Source organism: Flagellimonas okinawensis, assembly GCF_029194005.1.
GTDB lineage: Bacteria > Bacteroidota > Bacteroidia > Flavobacteriales > Flavobacteriaceae > Flagellimonas > Flagellimonas okinawensis.
In genome coordinates this window covers 209,745-229,677 of sequence record NZ_JARFVA010000001.1, presented here as the reverse complement: position 1 = coordinate 229,677, position 19,933 = coordinate 209,745, and the positions used below count along the sequence as shown (strand labels likewise).

Genomic DNA, 19,933 nt, shown 5'->3' with positions numbered 1-19,933 from the left:
TTTACGTTTGAAAAACCGTTTTAGTTCCCAAAAATTACTCCAAATTGGATAAAAATTTGTTAAAAGACCTTTCAGAGGCCTTGAAAGGTGAGTTGCTGTTCGATGATTTGAGCAGGGCAATTTATGCCACCGATGCTTCAGTATATAGAAAGTTGCCGACTGCGGTAGCTTATCCTAAAAATGTAAATGACCTTAAAAACTTGCTTGCATTTGCAAACAAAAACAAAATAGGTCTAATCCCAAGAACTGCAGGAACCTCCTTGGCCGGTCAATGTGTTGGAGAAGGTATTGTAGTTGACGTCAGCCGTTATTTCACCAAGATTGTCAGTTTGGATAAGGATAAGAGGCAAGTTACGGTCCAGCCCGGTGTAGTTCGTGACGAGCTCAATCAATACCTAAAACAATTTGGACTGTTCTTTGGTCCGAATACCTCTACATCCAATAGATGTATGATCGGTGGGATGGTCGGAAACAATTCATCAGGTACTACCTCTATTCAATACGGTGTTACCAGGGACAAAGTCATTGCCATGCAATGTGTTTTGTCCGATGGAAGCGATGCGTATTTTTCCAATATCTCTAAAGAAGAGTTCGAAAAGAAGAAAAAGGGAGATTCCTTGGAGGCTAAAATTTACAGCAAGCTTTACGAAGAACTCTCGAATCCGGACATACAAAACAACATACGATCAGAATTTCCAAAACCTAGTATCCATCGCAGAAACACTGGATATGCAGTGGACGAACTCCTTCATAATAATGTTTTTGGGGATGAAGCTGCTGAATTCAATTTGTGTAGATTGCTCTCTGGTAGTGAGGGCACATTGGCTTTTACCACCGAGGTTACCCTTCAATTGGATGAGTTGCCACCGGCACACGCAGCAATGGTAGCGACACATTACAAAACTTTGGAGGATTGCTTGAGCGATGTGGCTCCTGTGATGAACCATAATTTGCATTTGTGCGAGATGATGGACAAGGTGATCTTGGATTGTACAAAAAATAATAGGGCGCAATTGGCCAATCGTTTTTTTGTGGAAGGAGACCCGGCAGGAATTTTAATGTTGGAGGTAAAGGCCGACACCAAAGAAGATTTGGAAAAGCAGTTGGAATCACTTTTGGCAACCATAGAAAAGTCTGGTTTAAGCTATGCCAATCCTATTTTATACGGAGACGACATCAATAAAGCCATTGAATTGCGAAAAGCCGGACTCGGCCTGTTGGGCAATATGGTGGGGGACAGAAAAGCGGTGGCATGTATCGAGGACACGGCAGTTGCCTTGGAGGACCTCAAAGATTTTATAGCGGAATTTTCCAAAATTATGGAAGGTTACAACCAAGATGCGGTTTACTATGCCCATGCCGGTGCCGGTGAATTGCATTTGCGACCCATCTTGAATCTTAAAAAGTCGGAGGATGTTGTGCTCTTTAGAAGCATTACTACGGATGTTGCCAAGCTTACCAAAAAATATAATGGAAGTTTTAGTGGAGAGCATGGTGATGGTATAGTTCGTGCCGAGTTTATCCCATTGATGATCGGCGATACCAATTATAATCTTTTGAAAAGGGTTAAAGCTCTTTTTGACCCCAATTTGATATTGAATCCAGGTAAAATCGTGGATGCTTATCCAATGGATGAATCTTTGCGGTACGAGGTGGACCGTAAAGAGCCGGAGGTAGAAACTATATTGGATTTTTCGGATAGTGAAGGTATTTTAAAAGCTGCCGAAAAATGTAACGGAAGCGGTGACTGTAGAAAAAGCCATCATATGAATGGTGGCATGTGCCCAAGCTACCAGGCTACCAAGGATGAAAAAGATACCACGCGTGCTAGGGCCAATGCTCTTAGGGAATTTTTGACCAATTCGGAAAAAACCAATCGTTTTGATCATGCAGAGCTAAAGTCGGCTTTCGACCTGTGTCTGAGCTGTAAAGCCTGTGCCAGTGAATGCCCTAGTAATGTTGACGTTTCCGCTTTAAAAGCTGAGTTCCTGTATAATTATCAAGAGGCAAACGGGTATAGCCTACGCAGTAAATTATTTGCCCATAACACCCGGCTAAATGCCATGGGAAGCAAGGTTGCAGGAATTACAAATTGGATGTACGATACCAAAGCAGTGAGCGGAGCGCTCAAAAAAGCAGTGGGGGTGGCTCCAGAACGTAATCTACCAAAGGTAGGCCGATTCAATTTCAAAAATCATCTAAAGAAAAACCGAGTAAAGCGAACAGATCTTTCCAAAAAACAAATAGTCCTGTATATTGACGAGTTTGTCAAATATTTGGATATTCAAGTAGGTAAGGATGCTATAGAGCTGTTGTGCAAATTAGGTTACGATGTGGAATTATTTTACGGGGAAAGTGGCAGAACTTTTCTATCCAAGGGATTTTTGAAGCAAGCCAAAAAATTGGTGGATCAAAATATGGAGAGCCTTAAAGCGATTTTGGATGCAGGAACACCAATCGTGGGATTGGAGCCCTCCGCTATACTATCGTTCAGGGACGAGTACCAGCGTTTACACGATAATAAGGAACAACTGAAAAAGTTGGCTTCACAATCATTTTTGATAGAAGAATTCCTAGCTGCAGAAATAGCAAGTGGGCATATTACGGCCGAAAGTTTTACCGAAGAGGAAAAGACTATCAAAATACATGGGCATTGCCATCAAAAAGCACTAAGTAACCAAAAGGTGACCTTTGATGTGTTGAATCTGCCCAAAAACTATAAGGTGACAATTATTCCGTCTGGTTGTTGTGGTATGGCCGGTTCGTTTGGGTACGAAAAGGAACACTACGAAGTAAGCATGCAAGTTGGTGGGCTAAAGTTATTCCCGGCAGTCGAAAAAAGTCCAAAGGAAACTATTATTGCGGCCAATGGAACCAGTTGTAGGCATCAAATTAAGGATGGAACGAAAAGGGAGGCGCAGCACCCGGTTTCAATCTTGAGACAAGCCCTTGTCATCTAGGAAATCGAGGTCTATATTTTCCTCGTTTCCCAAATATTCTGGGGAAATATTCTCAATATTGACGTCTTTGTCGGTAATGGAGGCAATCAAGTCGTTCATGTCCATTTCTTTTAAATCCTCGTCCACAAAGAAAGGGGAGAGTCTATCGTGATTGTAATGATAGATTCTCCAACGCTTGAAGGAGTATTCCAAAGCCGTCAGGTTTTCAACCCAATCCCCTGAATTTAAATAGGTACAACTACCATATTTATTTTCGTATATCTCCTTTTTAGGTTGATGGATGTGTCCGCAGACCACATAATCATAATCATTTTCAATGGCAAGTTCGGCAGCGGTCTTCTCAAAATTGTTGATGTATTTAATGGCACCCTTAACACTGTTTTTGATTCGTTTTGACAGCGAATATTTTTCGCGGCCCATCTTGGCCAAGCACCAATTTAAAAAGCTGTTGATCAAAATAAGGAGGTCGTAACCATAGCCGCCCAATTTGGCCAACCATTTTGCATTCTGAATGGAGACATCAAAAACATCGCCATGGAAAATCCAGGCTTTTTTTCCATCCAGATTGAGCACCAGCTTGTTCATTATTTTAAAATTACCCATTGAAGTATCACTGAACTTACGAAGCATTTCATCATGATTTCCAGTGATATAGTAAACTTCGGTACCCTTCGAGGCCATCCCTATGATCTTTCGCAAAACTTTGAGGTGGGAAGGAGGGAAGTATCGCTTACTAAACTGCCAAATGTCGATGATATCACCGTTCAGAATCAGTTTTTTAGGCTGGATACTGTTGAGATATGTAATGAGTTCATCTGCATGGCAGCCGTAAGTTCCCAAGTGTACATCTGAGATAACGGCCAATTCTATCTTCCTTTTTTTCAATGGTATAGGGTTTAATGCAAAATAAAATGGTTGGAATAAATTAAAAATGAAATTGAAGTCATCAATTCATGAGCATAATGTTAAAAAATCATCACGCTGAAACTAAATATGTTACAATAATATTAAGGCGTTACATCGTTTTTGAATTAGATTTGTAACGTCTACCTTTGGGGACATCATAATTTTTATACCGAATGGCAGGAAATTCTTTTGGACAACTTTTTAGACTCACCACTTTTGGTGAATCTCACGGAAAAGCATTGGGAGGCGTAATTGATGGTTGTCCAGCGGGGATTACTTTAGATTTGGACAAGGTCCAAGAAGAACTGAACAGAAGAAAACCAGGCCAATCAGCTATTGTTACCCAGCGTAAGGAGCCGGACACCGTTGAAATCTATTCGGGTGTGTTCGAGGGAAAAACCACAGGAACGCCGATAGGCTTTGCCATCCATAACACCAACCAAAAATCCAAGGATTATTCCCATATCAAGGATTCGTACCGTCCGTCGCATGCGGATTATGTGTACGATAAAAAATATGGTTTCCGCGATTATCGCGGAGGTGGAAGAAGTTCCGCCCGTGAAACGGCAAGTAGGGTAGTGGCAGGGGCTATTGCGAAGCAATTTTTAAGTGACATAAAAATCAATGCCTTTGTGTCTCAAGTAGGAGATATGAAGTTGGATAAATCCTACCAAGAACTTGATTTTTCACAAATCGAATCCAATGCAGTACGCTGTCCGGATGCGGAAATGGCCCAGAAGATGGAAGATTACATCAAGGCCATTAAAAAAGAAGGAGATACCATTGGTGGAGTGGTTACCTGTGTTATTGAAAATGTACCAATTGGTTTAGGTGAACCTGTATTCGATAAGCTTCATGCCAAACTTGGGGAGGCCATGTTGTCCATCAATGCCGTAAAAGGTTTTGAATACGGTAGTGGTTTTGCCGGAGTTGCAATGAAAGGCAGTGAACACAACGACGCTTTTAATCCTGATGGGACTACAAAAACCAATCGAAGTGGTGGTGTGCAAGGTGGAATCAGTAATGGTATGGATATTTATTTCAGTGTTGCTTTTAAACCGGTAGCTACAGTGTTACAATCCTATGAGACAATCAATAAGGAAGGAGAAAAAGTAACTACACAAGGCAAAGGCAGACATGATCCATGCGTAGTCCCTAGAGCGGTGCCTATCGTGGAAGCCATGGCCGCATTGGTTTTGGCAGACTACACACTTTTGGCCCGCACCAACAAAATCTAAGCTTACGTTAGGACGTTTCCCATCTATAAAGTATCTTTCCGTCCCTAACTTAACTCTTTATGAAGAAATTGGAATTACACTGGCAAATCCTAATAGGGATGGCCTTGGGTGTTTTGTTTGCATTGTTAATGGTTCAATTTGATTGGGGTCCTAAAATTGTCTCGGATTGGATCAAGCCTTTCGGAAATATTTTTATCAACTCTCTTAAATTGATTGCCGTTCCCTTGATCTTGGCTTCTTTGATCAAAGGGGTATCCGACCTTAAAGACATATCCAAACTGTCCAAAATGGGTGGGCGTACCATCGGTATTTATATTATTACCACCGTAATTGCCGTAACCATTGGGTTATTGGTAGTAAATATGGTAAAACCCGGAAGTTCCATAAGTGAGGATACCAGAAACGAGTTGGTCGAAAACTATAAGGGAGACGCCGATAACATAAAAACTGCAGCAGATAAACAAAAGGAAGCCGGTCCATTGCAGGCATTGGAGGATTTGGTGCCCAGTAATATTTTTAAGGCCGCCAGCGACAACGGAAATATGCTTCAGGTAATTTTCTTCGCCATATTTTTTGGTATCGGCCTTATTTTAATTCCTGAAAAGACCGCAGAACCGGTAAAAAAATTCTTTGATGGCTTTAATGAGGTCATTTTAAAACTCATTGATATCATTATGTTGGCGGCACCTTATGGTGTGTTCGCCCTATTGGCCGCTTTGGTGGTAGAATCCCCAAGTTTGGATTTGTTCCAGGCATTGGCATGGTACGCATTCTGTGTACTCCTTGGATTGGCACTAATGTTATGTGTATACCTTTTGATTGCATGGATTTTCACCAAAACCAATCCTGCTTTCTTTATGAAAGGAATGTCACCGGCACAGTTATTGGCGTTTTCGACCAGTTCCAGTGCGGCCACTCTTCCCGTTACCATGGAGCGCGTAGAAGAGCACCTTGGGGTCGAGGAAGAAGTTACCAGTTTTGTGCTTCCTATCGGCGCGACCATTAATATGGATGGTACCAGTCTTTACCAAGCTGTGGCCGCTGTTTTTATAGCACAGGCCTTTGGTATGGATTTAAGTATTTCTGCCCAACTTGGGATTATTGTTACTGCAACGCTCGCATCCATAGGTAGTGCGGCAGTTCCTGGTGCAGGTATGGTTATGTTGGTAATTGTATTGGCCCAAGCAGGAATTCCTGAGGCCGGTTTGGCACTTATATTTGCTGTGGACCGACCTTTGGATATGTGCCGAACGGTAGTCAATGTTTCCGGTGATGCAACGGTATCCATGGTTGTAGCCAAATCTGTGGGTAAACTAGGTGAGCCCAAAGTGAAGAATTGGGACGATAACTATCAAAAGGAAAAAGAGAGTTAATCCAAAAATTTGGCCTTGAGCTCAGGAGTGGGAATCATGCAGGATTCTTGTTTGCCAAACCATTTGTAACGGTTTTTGGCCACAAAATCATAAATAGCATTTCTTACGGAGGTCGGAATCCATGTAAAAATGGATGTTAGCTTCCATAATCCGCCCAATTCCTTTGCTATTTCCAATGCGGCATCCGATTTTGTATAATAGGCCACACCGGGTTCAATTAGGATAATGGAGTCCACTTTACTGGTATCGATATGCCTTTGGGTTACCAATTGTTCACCTATGTCACTTTGCAGTGCGGCATAACGGAATATATCCTTTTTATCGCGCTTGATTACGAACTGGACGGAACTGTTGCACAAATTGCAAACACCATCGAACAAAATTATTTTCTTGCCATTTTCCACAATGCAAAGATAGAGCCTGGGGCGTTGTTGTGGAAATAAACTTATAATGGCATTTGTTAGGTCAAATTCGATAAAACAGTCCCAGTGAAAGAGCAGGCAATACTTTGGCATCGCTCGAAGAAAACCCCCAATCAAAATTGAACCAGTAAGGTACTTCCAACGGTTGCTTCTCCTTTTCGTTATGTAGCAGTTCCACCATCAACCCAAGATCAAAGGTGAAACCGATTTTTTTGGAAACATTGAAATCCCTTCCAAGTCTCAGGCTGGTATAGAGATAAGTGTCCTTGTAATAATCGTCCTCGTCTACCATATAATTGAACCCTCCACGAAAATACCAAGGTCTTCTATTGGTAAACTTGGATTGTCCACTAAAGTGATTGAAGTACTCCGCAGAAATAATATAGGTTTTGTCATAGGAATCGTTTATCGTAGCAAAACCATAGCTCAATCCTATTTGTGATTGACGCATCTGAAAGCGCACCCCGATACCGATAAGGTCAGGGGCGCCAATAGTTGCTGCTACGTTTACTTTTTCCTGCCCATAACTATTAAAATGAATTAGCACTACAAGACAAGGGACCAGAATTAATTTGAATGGTGTTTTCATCGTACTAACGGGTTTGGTTGCTATTAGTTATACCCTAAAAGTAGGATGACAGTGTATGGAGGTCCGGGGGACTATTAATATGCGAATAAAGTATTTAAAATCAGTGTGTTGAAATTATTTAGAAATCAGAATTAATTGCTTTGCCCATAGCCGGCCAATTGATAAATTTCATCCGGAGTAAGTTCGCTGAGTTCAAGTATGTCCTTTCCTGATTCGGACATCGCTTTTCTGATCAGGAAATTTCCCGTGCGGTAACCCACGGCCAGTCTGCCATCAGGATGTTGGAACATCCAATGTTGATAGTTGGCATTTATGGGCAATGCTCTAATCTCTTTTACCCATGCCTCCGCAATGGCTTCTGCTGGGGGCGTATCAGCTTCCATGGCTTCGTTGGTGTATTCCTCGGAGAAAACAACGGCCAAACCTTCGTTTATGGCCGCTATGGAAATACCAGGTCCGTATTTGTTATCCTGAATGGCCCAACCCCTGGACAAGTGATGGAATTCGTGAAAAATGGTATGTTTTAATGCCTTTTGGGTTGCAGCGGTAATACCACCAGGGTAGTTCTCCGAAATTTGGATAAACACTACGGGAGGAGAATTGGTTTCCGTGCGACCGGTAACACCCCCGACCACATCAAGGTCCCAATCCACAATTTCAAAGGAAACATTAATACTGTCGGGTAGGGTGGGCAACAAGGTTCTGATTTCTTGTTCGGATTGCAGGACCACTTCTCGAATTTGCTTTTGTTCTGAAGGGGTGAATTCTTCGCCATTATCCAAAAAGGTGATGATGGAACTTGCTGTTTCTGTACTGTTCGGACTGTTCTTGCAATTGCTGATGACTGTGCTCACAAGAAGGAATAATAGGATTTTGATTGATTTCATTGATGATGTATTTTACCTGTAGACTCGGTAGAAGTAAAAATGTTACATCAATGGAAAAAGAACCAGACAAACAGATAGTCGCAACCCGTCCAAGACAGGTTGAAACCCTTAAAAATCCAATTATTTAACAGGAAATAGCTGGTTCTAGTACCCCTTTTCCTGAAGTTTTCTTTGAAAATCCTGTCCAATTTTCATTCCCCATTGTTGTCCAACCTGCATGGATTCCTGTAAAATCAAGGGTGTACTTGCGGCATATTTTTTTCCAACGGGTGTTTCAAAAAATTGGATCAAATCTTCCAAATCTTGTTGATTTAAATGTTTGGAATAAACCGGAACAAGCATTTCAGTTAGTTCATTTAATGAAGTTTTGGAAAATTCCTTCTCCAAATCGACCCATATTTCAGTTTCTATGGTTGGATATTGTTCCCTAAACATGGAGAACATCTGTTTAATGGCAGTTTGGAAAGATATTTCGGTACCCGACACCTCAAACATTCGTTTAAGGGTTTTGCTGTATTCCCCATCAGTTTGTCCAAATGCGGTAAAGCTTAAAAGGTGTACCAGTGCAACGATCAATAGTTTTTTAGTCATGGTTGTAGTGTTTTTAATCGGTTATTTGAATTTCTTGTAATGCAATGTTCGGAAATAGTAAACGGCACAGATATTAAATAGTTGTATGAACGGGCCTATTATTCTATTCCATTTTTCAGCTCATTTTTAGTTATGGTCAAATTAAGGAAAACCGTCCAGGAAAGAATCAATATAAAGGCTATTTTCTGAATAATCGGTGAATATTGGGTAAGATTTTCGTTGTAGTAGAAATAATTGTTCATTGCCACAATTAGGATACAAAATACGCCCATTACCATTAAAAAAATCAACCGTTTTTTATACAGCGCCCGTAACATTCCAATAATGACCAAGGTGCCAAATACGCTTAAAATGGAAGTCATAATATCATGGTATATGGTAAAAATGAAACAGGCCGATAACATGCCCAAGGTCCCCGAAACCTTAATGGTTATGTTCCAATTTCTATTTTTCTCAAAATGATTCGCAAACTGAAAGAAAAAGATGATCATACTGGCGCAAAGCATTGTAATACCGGCAATGGCAACAGGTCTTGCCTTGTTTTGAACGCCGTTCAAGGCATTTTCACGCATTAAGTGGCACCAATGATTGTTGAGCCAATCAAAACCTGCTGAATTTACATCTGCCAGCGAACCTCCGGGGTATAGGTGGGATGCATAAGCGTAAATAGCAATGAACATCAAAATCCCTATGGTGGGAAGAACCTTTAATATTCGTTTTGGGCTCATCATATCCCTTGGTTATTACTCTATTTCTGGATTGACCTCTGTTTCTTTTTTCACAAAATACCGAACATAGAGCAGTACTATAATTGGCACTAAGACCAATCCACTGACAAAGTTCAATAAGGAAGCCCAATCCGTTAATTCATGGCCTCCTTTAGATATCAATGCCAAATCGCCCAAAGGTCCTTTGGAGAATATGCTGTTGTAAATAAAATTCCAGCCCAAGTGGAGTCCAAACGGGAGCATTATGGATTTTGTTTTGGAAAAAGCCCATGCCCAGGCATAACCCATTAATCCTGTCCCTATAAATACCAAGATCATGGCCATTGCATTTCCTAAAACTCCGTAAGAGAACCAATGGTAAATCCCGAATGCTATGGCAGAGATTAAGATGCTTTTTGTAGTGCCTATTTTTTGGATAAGTAGATATAACAAAGCCCCACGAAAAATAAGTTCTTCGGTGAGGACGGACTTAACATCCCACCAAAAAGAATGCAAAATAGCTGCGGCTGAAATGTTTTGATTTAAAACCCATGTGGATGATTTTAAATATGCTTCCAGTAATTGAACCAGAACACAGAGCACGGCCGTGACCAAAAATCCGATCAAGAATTGTTTTAGTCGTTTTGCTACGGGAAAAAATCCCAATGCTAAAATGGTCTTCTTTTCTAGCAGATATAAAAGCAACCATGAAATGGCAATCAATACTAAAACTCCGATCATTCTGTTATTCCTGATTTTTTTCTTTGATTTCTACCATACTCAATAAATGAGCCGTCAAAAAACTTACTGAACGGATGTTTTAACAATGCCCCAAATCCAGCGGAGAGTACTATGCCATCTACCAGTGCCTTTCTGGATTTCCAATTTTTGGCACTCAACATCTTGTTTTCATTTTGTAAAAACAAATTTTCAACGTGCCGAACCTCGGCGCCGAACAAATAAAACCCATGAATTTGTTCTTCCTCGCTCAATGAGTCGGGATCATCTCTGAACAATGTGATCAATCTTGCCAATTCTGGAGAACTGCTAAAATTGAGCAGTATGTTGATGTCCAAAGCTGCAATTTCATGAAAAGTAGATGCTTGTGTTGCTTTTGTATTTTCTCTTATCTGAACACCAACAAATATTAACGATATTATGATGGCAACCGCTGATATTATTTCAGCGATCAATGCATATTCTTCCAGTGTTTCTAACATATCCTTAGTTTTTTTCCAGTTCAGATGCTATTTCTTTTGCCTGGGATTTCATTTCTTTTATTGCGAAACTGATATTTCTAACGGCAATGGGGATATAACCACCAGATGCAACTAGAAAGTCATCGAATTGATCGTTGGTATGGATCAACTCATGATTTATGATATATTCCACTTTTAAACCATCTGTTGTATCGGGGATAATTTTCTTCTCAAATATGGCAGCGACCAAGTCATTTTTCTCATACAGTTTTCTTCTAATAAATTCATTGACCCAAAACTCCACTGCTTTTAATTTTACCTCGTATAAATTCGTAATGCTATTTCTAAGTTCGGAATTTGAAATTTTATCTAATCCTGTGGACTTGATGGACTCGTATGGACTATAATTGATTGCAAGTGCAATACCTCCTTGTCTTACATTGTTAAAATGGTGGTCCAATGAATCCTGAGGGTAAGTTGATCCATTTCGAACAGTCGTCAACACAATAACGCTTTGTTTTAATTCTTCAAGATTTTTAATTCCGCCCTCCAAGTTGTAGATGTCTTTATCCAGGGCTTCTTTAACTTCCCTCAGCATGGTTAGTTCATAATCTCTATTGATTCTTTCCTGATTCTTATTATTGATCTGCAATGCAATCAAGATACCAATGACCACAAGTACTATTTCACCAATGGCATAAAGTAGGTACTTGCTGAACTTATTTTCGGAAAGCAATTGCTGACGGATTCTGCGAAAAAATTTGATCATGAGAGGTTGGTTTCTCTAAAGATATGATTTTAAAGGATTGGAATTGAACGTGTTTACACACTACGATTTATTATAAGCTTTCCCGTTTTATTCCTCTTTTGTAATAGATGCCTTGTGTATATAATCCAATTTGGGGTAATTTTTCCTCAAATAGGTATTGCCTTGATCATAAATTGTACCCTGCTTATCATCCAATTCCGCTTTATAGCCATCATAAAATGATTCTACTACATCAAAACCTGAAATAACTTGGGCTACTACAGGAAATCCCGTTACATCCATAAACGAAATAGTATCTAAACGAGGGGAATTATCCTTTAGATTAATAAACAATTGTGTTCCCCTGGTTTCTGGTCCTCCACGGGCAAAACTTACCGAACCTTGGGTGTTGGGTTTTAGTACCGGCTCATCTTTAATTTTCACCCTATTCCAGGATGATGTAATGGTACTATCATTATGGATCCCAAATTGGGCCACATAATTGGGAAGTACCCTAAAGATGGCTATGTCTGTATAAAATCCGTGTTCTATTAATTGATAGAGCCTATCAACAGCAGCTGGTGACCACTCCCTTCTTGATTGGATTTCAAAATCACCTTTGGTGGTTTCAAATTTCGCTGTGAAATATTCCGGTGCTTTTTCATTCGTCCACTTTAATTTAAAGTTGGATTTACATGATAGAATTGTCACTAATACAACCCCAAGGAATAGGTACCTGTATTTTATTTTTTTCATCCGTTATTTATTATTTGGTTAGTTGTGGTTTATTAAAGTCCAGGTTTTTTTAATTCTTTTTTCAATTCATCCAAAATTTCGTAGATCCTAATATTTATTCTTTGGGTGTATTGAAAGTTTAGTTCTGCATCAACACCAATCAAGGTGCTGACATGGTATATTGAATTTGAATCATTTTTATAGCCATTGATATCTGTTTTAAAATCCTTAATGGCCTCGTTCGAAATTATTCTATCTTTTCTACCATTGTTTTTCCACAAATATGTCATGATCTCCGAATCGAAGTATTTATATATATGGAGATTGTACCGCTCTTTATGTTCATGGGCTTCCATGAATAAAAAAGAATTTATCAAACTAAGATCACTTTTATAGCTAGAGATTTTTGCTTTTAAATCTTCATTCGTAATCAGGTTTAAATTACCAGATGAAATAATTTCATCATACGTAGGCGTGTGGCTTTGGAACAACAATGCTTTACTATTATAAAACAAAAAGCTAACCAAGGAATCTGCTCCTAAATTGGTCTTTCCTTCCAAAAAGGATTTTACCATCTTTCCATCTTGCATTTTTAAATTGGTCAACGAAGCTTGTGTGGATATTCGACTACTATCCTTTTTAAATTCCTTTTGCAATTGTTGCAACAGATAAAATTCCTTTTTGGAGTTCTTTTTTGATTCGTTCCAATTGTTGATTTGAAGTGCAATCAAGATACCAATGACCACGAGTACAATTTCGCCAATGGCATAGAGGAGGTACTTGCTGAACTTATTTTCGGAAAGCAATCGCTGACGGATGCTACGAAAGAACTTGATCATTGGAGGTTGGTTTCCCTAAAGATATGATTTTAAATCCGTTCCATCTTTTGGTAAATTTCTTTCTTAGAGTTCTCAAATAATTCTCCACCAAATTCTTCATTGTCCAGAGAGATGATTGAAATGTCTTTTATGCCCATAATTCCAAAAACGAACTTTAAATAGGTGGTTTGAAAATTCATGTGTTCATTTTTTTCGTTTTCTCCATAACCTGTGTCTCCACGACTGGACAGGATGAACATTTTTTTGTTTTCAAGCATACCCACATAATCTCCATCTGGTTTGCCTGAACGAAATTTCCAAGTTTCGTTGATCCGCATAAGTTGGTCAATGTAGGCCTTTAGTCCGCTTGGAATGGACCAGTTGTACATAGGTGTCCCCAAAACATAAATATCATGTGCTTTAAACTCTTTTACCAATGCATCGCTAAGGGTAACACCTGATTGGTTTTCTTGTGTTCTTTCATTGGGTTGGACGAATGCACTGGCAATCCATTTTTCGTTAATGGGGGGTATCTCTTCCAATCCAACTTCGCGGTGGGTGAAAAGGTCGTTCGGATGTTTCTTTTGCCAATTTTCCTCGAAAAGTTGTGTCAGCTTTCTGCTCTGCGATCTTTCGTTTCGAACACTTGCGTTAATGATCAATACTTTGTTCATAATTCCTAATTTTTAGATTACGAGACAAAGTTCCTTATCGGAAATAGGAAAAAAATTGACCTAGTTCAAGATGCTTCGATTTTTTTGCGGATCCTACTTAAAAATTCGGCAGAAATGCCCAAATACGAAGCAATGAGATAGTTGGGTACTCTCTTGGAAATCTCTGGGTAATCTTTTAAGAATTCCAAATAGCGTTGTTCCGCATCGAGGGTTTTATTCAAGATGATTCTTTTCTGTAAACTCCCCAGATAATTTTCCAGGATGATTCTAAAAAAGCGCTCCAGTTTTGGTAGTTGCCTGAGCATTTCTTGAAAAGAGTCGTGGCTGATTTGAAGCAGCGTGGTTTTTTCAATGGCATGAATGTTGTAGATGGATGGTCTTTGTTTTTGAAAACTATCTATATCCGTTGCCCACCAGTTTTCAATGGCAAAATATAGAATCTCTTCCTTTCCTGTTTCGGGGTTGATGTAAAAAGCCTTTAATGCACCGTTCACCACAAAATTATCGGTACGGCAGGTTTGCCCGTTTCGCAATAGATAATCCCCTTTTTCAAGGGTTTTTTCCGTCCAAAACGTTTCGATTAAATGGGCTTCCTCGTAACTTAAGGTAATGTGTTTGGATATTGATGTTATGAGTCCCTGTTTCATATCAATGGGTGCCAACGGCCTCGACTATATACGTTTAGTTTCTTAAAAATAGCGAATTTAGTTTAGGGTAGGAGGGGACAATGAATTATAGCCAATGTTCGTAACTTTTCCATAAGGGAATAAGATCGTTGACATTTCGAACCGAGCTGTGGGAGTGTGAGAAAACTAGATTTCTCGATCGATGCGGTGCTGCGGTTCCGTGCTGTCATTCCTGCGTAGGCAGGAATCCAATTTCTTTATTGTCAAGATATGATAGTGAGTTCTCAAAGGCTAATAGGCTGACACTAATGGCACGAATTTTCACGAATGACTTTAATACTGTCATTTCGAACCGAGCTGTGCGAGTGTGAGAAATCTCTTTTTTGGATTTCTCAATCGATGCGGTGCAGGGGTTCCGTGCTGTCATTCCTGCGTAGGCAGGAATCCAATTTCTTTACTGTAAAGATATGATAGTGAGTTCTCAAAGGCTAATAGGCTGACACTAATGGCACGAATAAACACTAATCAAGGAGCGTGTTATTTCGAACCGAGCTGTGCGAGTGTGAGAAATCTCTTTTTTTGGATTTCTCAATCGGAACTTTGTTCCTCATTTCGAAATGACCTTGAGGATAACCATGTAGCTTTACTCCGTTATCTCGATCCAATTGCCTTCGGGGTCGGCAATAACACTTTCGTAATAGCCATCGCCAGTGGTTCTGGGTTCTCCTATGACCTTAAATCCGTTGTTGCGGATGGTTTCGGTAAGGGTAGCTACTTTTTGTTTGGAACCCACGGATATAGCAAAATGGGTAAGGCCCAATTTCGCATCCCTATGCTCCAAGAATTCGGAAATATCGGGCCGATGCATTTATTCGATGCGTGCCCCTGTTTTAAAGGAGAGGAAATAAGAACTGAACTCTTTTTTTGGATTGTAATACTTTTCATTGGATTCCAATTCGAAAAAACGTAGGTAAAACGCTCTCATTTTTTCTAGATCAGAAGTCCAAATAGCGATATGCTCTAGTTTCATTACTCTACTTTTCTTAAAAATAGGGAATTTAGTTTAGGATGGCAGCAAGGAATTATACAAGGTGTTAGGGCATAATGCGTTATTTTTCACCCAGTGTTACAAAGAGTTGTGATTTAATTTTCCAGATACCAGACTCTTTAGTCCACATTGCTGAATAATTCCCATTGACGATAGCATCTTCACCTTTTTCCGGATCATATCCATTCCAAACTCCAGTTTCCCAAGCCAAGCCTCTTTTTGCATTGATTATTATGTCTTTTGTATCGCGTATCCAATACATTTTACTTTCTCCACCCGCCAAAATATATTCTTCCAACTCCGCTTTTCCACATAATAGCGTTCCATTTCCTGTAGTGGTCAATACATCATCCGTTAAATAAGAAAGCACCTCTTTATTTGCATAAGACTTCAATGCTGAATTGGATGCCTTTCTGATGGATACTATTTGTTCCTTATCGGTTTGGGAAAATAATTCCGACGTGAAAAACAGTATGCTTAGCACTGCAAAAAGAATGGGTTTGGTATTTTTCATTGGTTATCCGTGTTGGTTATGGTTACAGCATGTCGTTTTGAGGAATTATGTATATCTGTCTCCGCTATATGTGTTTGTTTTCTTAAAAATAGGGAATTTCGTTTAGGGGAGGAGGGAGCAATAGATTATGGCTGTTGTTGTGAAGCGTTTTAATTGTTTATTTTTTGGTTTGTTAATCTTAAAGAATTGGTCTCTGTATTAAAAATTCCATAAAGACTATCTTTTTGTTTTTGAGGATTAAAGAAATTGTTTGGATTCGGAAATTCAATAAATAACTCATTTCCACTACCTATCCATTGCATGCTATTTATTCGTCGCTCAGTAACTTTAGATAAACCTTTACCATTAGGTTCTGAAATGAACAAATAATCCGTGTCCTTGTCATTTATAAGTCCGTCATTGTTTGTATCATCTTTGGATAGTGCATACAGATTTCTCTTAGGCCCCATATTTTCCTTTATCGGTCCAGTATACATCCATCGAATATGCCCATCAGCTGGAAGAAGCTCACGTATCAAATTGCAATCGCTGTCAAAAAATAGAATATTGATGGTGCTGTCAGCTACCATAGTTGTTAAATTTATTTCGATTGATTTTTCGATTTGTGTATTCAAGTCCAAACCCTTGATCTTTGGAGCGTAGTATAAGTCTGAAAATGGCAGTTCCAATGGATCAGATAGTTTTCCATTCCAAATTATTGGTTGAGTGGTATCATCATTGGTTGTGGTTCTATTGTCCGTATTTTGTTTTACAGAGTTCTCTTCAGTAAAAATGAAGTAAGCAATAAAAAGACTAATTATTCCAATAATTAAAATAATCAATATCAAATCCATGCGCCTTTCCGATTCCGCCCTTTTTCGAATTTTATAAATTGTTTTTTTTATTTGAAATTCAGAAAACTCCTTGAATTTTGGTCTGTCCTCTGGGTTTGATTCTTTGTATAGGGTTTCTCTATTATTCGCCTTGAACTTTTGACGCTTTGAAGGCCGCAAATTCCGATTTTGTTTCATGCGATTATTCATGTCCTGAATACTGCTCATTGGAATTTGTTTATTGTTTTATGAAAGCATTAATATAGGTTTTCTTAAAGGTAGGAAATTTGGTTTAGGGGGTAAGGCAATTTTACGGCCCTCGTTCCTTTTGTTTTATACTGTGTTTACTCGGTAATGGTCTTTAAATGCTCCTTGGAGCCCGTCATTTGCCAATGTCCGAGAGAAATAGGGATGTTGCCGATACTGTTCAGCGTATCAAAAAAGTCCTTTGGGGCAAAGGGTTCGCCCTCCAGTTCCTGTAGTCGGGCATAATCGGCCAAGGCGGCTTCCAGCAAATATTTACCGGTAATATAGCTAGATCCATACCCGGGTTGGCGCAAATAGAGGTGTTGCTCAAAAATGAGCAGTTCCTTTTCGGTCTTCATCCAACCCCGCGGCGTGTACTCGCTGTGGATGCCTCCGGCTTCTTCCATGGTCATTTCATTGGCGTGGGCATATAACGAGCCCAAACCTCTGGCGGCACGCTGGGCGATCATAATGTATACGATCTCTTTGGTCCGTGGGCTATCATTGTACAGACCTGCTTGCATAAACATTTCCTCCACGGCCGTCGCGGTACCTTCGTTTCTGGAATCCCAAATATTGTACAATAAAGGGCCTTTCCGTATTTCACTTTTATGGGGTTCCAAATCCATGCGCGCGAGTTCAAACCAATGGTAAAAATGGGAGTAGAGGGGGCGGGCATCGTAATGCTCTCCAATGGAAAAGAAATTACGTTTCTCCTTGGGGATAAACTCCCCCAAATGCTCGCGTAGGGCAGGGTCAAAATACGGTTTTACGGTAACAATGTCCTGTTGCTCCAAAAAGTCCATCAAGCTTTTAGCGGAGGCATCGGCCATTTTATCATAAGCCTCTGGGGAGTCTGCATCCACCAGTTCCGGCAGGTTTCTGTTGTTGTGCTCCACCAATTTTAGGGAGGTCCATGCACGGGCGAGTTCCCGTTTTAGGATCATGACCTCATCTTCCCAAGTCAACGGCACCAAATGCACATTTTGCATATACCAGGTGTAATTGTCCTTGCCAATGCCCGAAGGGCCTGTTTTGGATTCGGATTCCGTCTCCAACCAACCCGCAAGGTCGTCGGTAGCGGCTATGGCCTCATCGATTACGGCCACCAGTTCGGCATCGTTGGTAATGGCCTCGTTTTCTTTTAAGTCGATGAGCACGATGCTCTGGTTTTTGATATCCCGGATACCTGTGATCCATAACTCCCGAGCGTTGCCTGTCAAGTTTTTCTTGGCCTGTGTGTAAAATGGCGGAATTACTTGTAGGTCGGACAATAGCCTGGAACGTTCCTCGGTGGATAATGGGAAATTATAAGTCCACAGTTCCGTGGTCCCATGATTGGTGGGTCCCTCGTGGGCGGGCACATCGCTTTTAGCGGTCCAGACCACTTTGTAATAGGCGGGATCGCGCACCCAAGGCTGTAAAACACGCTGGTTGAAGTCGTAGCCGTTCATCTCGGCCCAAACGATCATCCAATCCACTTGGTTCTCCACGGACCAGTTGGTTGTGTCGATACTCTGTAGTTGAGATTGTAGCTCTTTAAACCTTGGCCAACGTTTCTCGAAGGTTGCTGCGGTGTAATCGGGAGCTCCATCCAAAAGCGGAGGATTCTCGAACGTTCTCCATTCCTTGAACAAGGCTACTAGGTCTTGATAATCGTTGGAGGTGAAATTTTGAGTTGTGGTCGAGGTTTCTGCAGTGCTTTCCTTTTTATCGGTGTTACAACTGAGCAAAAGCACGAATACAAAAGCAAGAAGGGTGGTGGTTGTTTTCAATGGGTCTATGTTTTTAGAGGATTTCAAGTTCGGCGAAATATCCTTTAAAAACAAAAGTTCCAGTCCATGGTTTGCGGGCTTTGTACTATCTAAACCCTTATTGGCAATTCTCGTTCAATTCTTGGTATTCGGATATTGATACCGTAGGTATTTCTTGTCCGCTATGGATTTTGATGCAGCTTAAATCCGGGTTTCTGTCCACTCGTAAATCAATCAGCGCTGTATTTTGGCTTACATCCAAAGTGCTCAATACATTGGACGAAGCATAAAAATACATCAGGTTAGGGTTGTCCTCTAGACTGATGTTTTGCAACGCATTATTGGAGATCACCACGGTTTCCAAAAGTGGATTGGAGCTTACATCCACCGTGCTCAGTTGATTGGTGGTCAATGATATACTTTTAAGATGGGGTGCTTCTGAGGAATCAAAAGATGTCAATTCGTTGTCGCTCATCAGCAAATGTTCCATGGATGCATTGGTAATGCTAAAATCCTCGAAGTAGTTATACGATAAGTTCAACTCCTTTAATTGTGTTGCTTGCTCTAGTCCAGTAATCTCGGTCAATTCGTTTACCAACGCATGCACCAAGATCAGATTGGTATTTTTACTCAGGTCGAGGGAAGTGAGGTAATTGTTCTGCAGGTACAAGGTGTCCAATTGTGTGTTTGCACTTAGATCAATGTCTTCTAGGTTTTGGCCGGCCGCCGATAGAAAAGTAATATTTGTAAACCCTTCGATTCCCGTAAGGTCTTCGATTTCACCAAAGTGGCTGTTTAGGTTCAGGTCCAATCGAGTGATTTGTTCGGCTTCTTCCCGTAGCATTTGTCCATTAATGGCGCCGTCTGTATCTATGCCTTGATCAATAAGTAATTGCTCAAAATGGTTGTCCGGAATCAAGAGGTATTGGTTGTTTGGCAAGGTATCATTGCCATTATCGTCGGAACACGAACCTATTAGAAAAAGAGAGGAAATAAAAATAAAGGCATAGCAAGATTTTGCCATTTTGGAGAATGTCATTCTGATTGTTTTTTGATGATGAGCATATATGACTCAAAATCATCAGA

The 19,933-nt window shown here is 40.2% G+C and carries 20 protein-coding genes and 1 pseudogene; 3 read left to right on the top strand and 18 right to left on the bottom strand.

The window, feature by feature from the left end:
* Window positions 1-44 precede the first annotated feature (44 nt).
* Window positions 45-2,960: an FAD-binding and (Fe-S)-binding domain-containing protein gene (locus tag PY091_RS01130; protein ID WP_275647914.1), complete on the top strand. Its 2,916-nt coding sequence runs from the start codon at window positions 45-47 to the stop codon at window positions 2,958-2,960.
* Here PY091_RS01130 and PY091_RS01125 read toward each other — a convergent pair.
* A complete protein-coding gene (locus tag PY091_RS01125; protein WP_275647913.1) occupies window positions 2,931-3,845 on the bottom strand; it encodes a UDP-2,3-diacylglucosamine diphosphatase in 915 nt (304 codons plus the stop codon). The two genes, PY091_RS01130 and PY091_RS01125, sit on opposite strands and share 30 nt — an antisense overlap.
* 194 nt (window positions 3,846-4,039) lie before the next feature.
* Between PY091_RS01125 and aroC the strand changes: the two genes are divergently transcribed.
* Both aroC and PY091_RS01115 read left to right on the top strand, forming a co-directional pair.
* Window positions 4,040-5,104, top strand: a complete 1,065-nt coding sequence (gene aroC, locus PY091_RS01120; RefSeq protein WP_275647912.1) for a chorismate synthase — start codon at window positions 4,040-4,042, stop codon at window positions 5,102-5,104.
* 59 nt (window positions 5,105-5,163) lie between these two features.
* The gene (locus PY091_RS01115) at window positions 5,164-6,477 is read left to right on the top strand and encodes a dicarboxylate/amino acid:cation symporter (protein WP_275647911.1); all 1,314 of its coding nucleotides are present in this window, start codon (window positions 5,164-5,166) and stop codon (window positions 6,475-6,477) included.
* On the opposite strand, the gene PY091_RS01110 is transcribed toward PY091_RS01115, so the two are convergent.
* From PY091_RS01110 to PY091_RS01025, 17 genes and pseudogenes are all read right to left on the bottom strand, one after another.
* Window positions 6,474-6,881, bottom strand: a complete 408-nt coding sequence (locus tag PY091_RS01110; RefSeq protein WP_275647910.1) for a thiol-disulfide oxidoreductase DCC family protein — start codon at window positions 6,879-6,881, stop codon at window positions 6,474-6,476. The genes PY091_RS01115 and PY091_RS01110 overlap by 4 nt on opposite strands.
* 61 nt (window positions 6,882-6,942) lie before the next feature.
* On the bottom strand, window positions 6,943-7,488 hold the full coding sequence (locus PY091_RS01105) for a hypothetical protein (RefSeq protein ID WP_275647909.1): 546 nt from the start codon (window positions 7,486-7,488) through the stop codon (window positions 6,943-6,945).
* Between the two features lie 131 nt (window positions 7,489-7,619).
* The gene (locus PY091_RS01100) at window positions 7,620-8,375 is read right to left on the bottom strand and encodes a DUF2268 domain-containing putative Zn-dependent protease (RefSeq protein ID WP_275647908.1); all 756 of its coding nucleotides are present in this window, start codon (window positions 8,373-8,375) and stop codon (window positions 7,620-7,622) included.
* A 144-nt stretch (window positions 8,376-8,519) separates the two neighbouring features.
* The gene (locus PY091_RS01095; protein WP_275647907.1) at window positions 8,520-8,966 is read right to left on the bottom strand and encodes a DUF2059 domain-containing protein; all 447 of its coding nucleotides are present in this window, start codon (window positions 8,964-8,966) and stop codon (window positions 8,520-8,522) included.
* Window positions 8,967-9,064: 98 nt separating this feature from the next.
* The gene (locus PY091_RS01090) at window positions 9,065-9,697 is read right to left on the bottom strand and encodes a hypothetical protein (RefSeq protein ID WP_275647906.1); all 633 of its coding nucleotides are present in this window, start codon (window positions 9,695-9,697) and stop codon (window positions 9,065-9,067) included.
* Window positions 9,698-9,709: 12 nt separating this feature from the next.
* Window positions 9,710-10,414 (bottom strand): CPBP family intramembrane glutamic endopeptidase, encoded by a 705-nt coding sequence (locus PY091_RS01085; RefSeq protein WP_275647905.1) that lies wholly within the window; start codon window positions 10,412-10,414, stop codon window positions 9,710-9,712.
* The gene (locus PY091_RS01080) at window positions 10,411-10,893 is read right to left on the bottom strand and encodes a hypothetical protein (RefSeq protein WP_275647904.1); all 483 of its coding nucleotides are present in this window, start codon (window positions 10,891-10,893) and stop codon (window positions 10,411-10,413) included. The genes PY091_RS01085 and PY091_RS01080 overlap by 4 nt, the downstream gene beginning before the upstream one ends.
* A gap of 4 nt (window positions 10,894-10,897) precedes the next feature.
* A complete protein-coding gene (locus tag PY091_RS01075) occupies window positions 10,898-11,641 on the bottom strand; it encodes a DUF6090 family protein (protein ID WP_275647903.1) in 744 nt (247 codons plus the stop codon).
* 87 nt (window positions 11,642-11,728) lie between these two features.
* Window positions 11,729-12,376, bottom strand: a complete 648-nt coding sequence (locus PY091_RS01070) for a peptidylprolyl isomerase (RefSeq protein ID WP_275647902.1) — start codon at window positions 12,374-12,376, stop codon at window positions 11,729-11,731.
* Window positions 12,377-12,408: 32 nt separating this feature from the next.
* Window positions 12,409-13,194 carry a DUF6090 family protein gene (locus PY091_RS01065; protein WP_275647901.1) on the bottom strand — a complete coding sequence of 262 codons (786 nt, stop codon included), beginning with the start codon at window positions 13,192-13,194 and terminating at the stop codon, window positions 12,409-12,411.
* Window positions 13,195-13,223: 29 nt separating this feature from the next.
* Window positions 13,224-13,847 (bottom strand): FMN-dependent NADH-azoreductase, encoded by a 624-nt coding sequence (locus tag PY091_RS01060; protein WP_275647900.1) that lies wholly within the window; start codon window positions 13,845-13,847, stop codon window positions 13,224-13,226.
* 65 nt (window positions 13,848-13,912) lie between these two features.
* Entirely contained in the window at window positions 13,913-14,494 is a 582-nt protein-coding gene (locus tag PY091_RS01055) for a Crp/Fnr family transcriptional regulator (RefSeq protein ID WP_275647899.1), read from the bottom strand.
* A 622-nt stretch (window positions 14,495-15,116) separates the two neighbouring features.
* Window positions 15,117-15,503 (bottom strand): annotated as a pseudogene (locus tag PY091_RS18675) (VOC family protein).
* A gap of 79 nt (window positions 15,504-15,582) precedes the next feature.
* Entirely contained in the window at window positions 15,583-16,035 is a 453-nt protein-coding gene (locus tag PY091_RS01040) for a YybH family protein (RefSeq protein ID WP_275647896.1), read from the bottom strand.
* A 149-nt stretch (window positions 16,036-16,184) separates the two neighbouring features.
* Entirely contained in the window at window positions 16,185-17,075 is an 891-nt protein-coding gene (locus PY091_RS01035; RefSeq protein WP_275647895.1) for a hypothetical protein, read from the bottom strand.
* Between the two features lie 116 nt (window positions 17,076-17,191).
* Window positions 17,192-18,868, bottom strand: a complete 1,677-nt coding sequence (locus PY091_RS01030; protein WP_275647894.1) for a hypothetical protein — start codon at window positions 18,866-18,868, stop codon at window positions 17,192-17,194.
* A 97-nt stretch (window positions 18,869-18,965) separates the two neighbouring features.
* Window positions 18,966-19,886, bottom strand: a complete 921-nt coding sequence (locus tag PY091_RS01025) for a leucine-rich repeat domain-containing protein (RefSeq protein ID WP_275647893.1) — start codon at window positions 19,884-19,886, stop codon at window positions 18,966-18,968.
* Window positions 19,887-19,933: the final 47 nt, after the last annotated feature.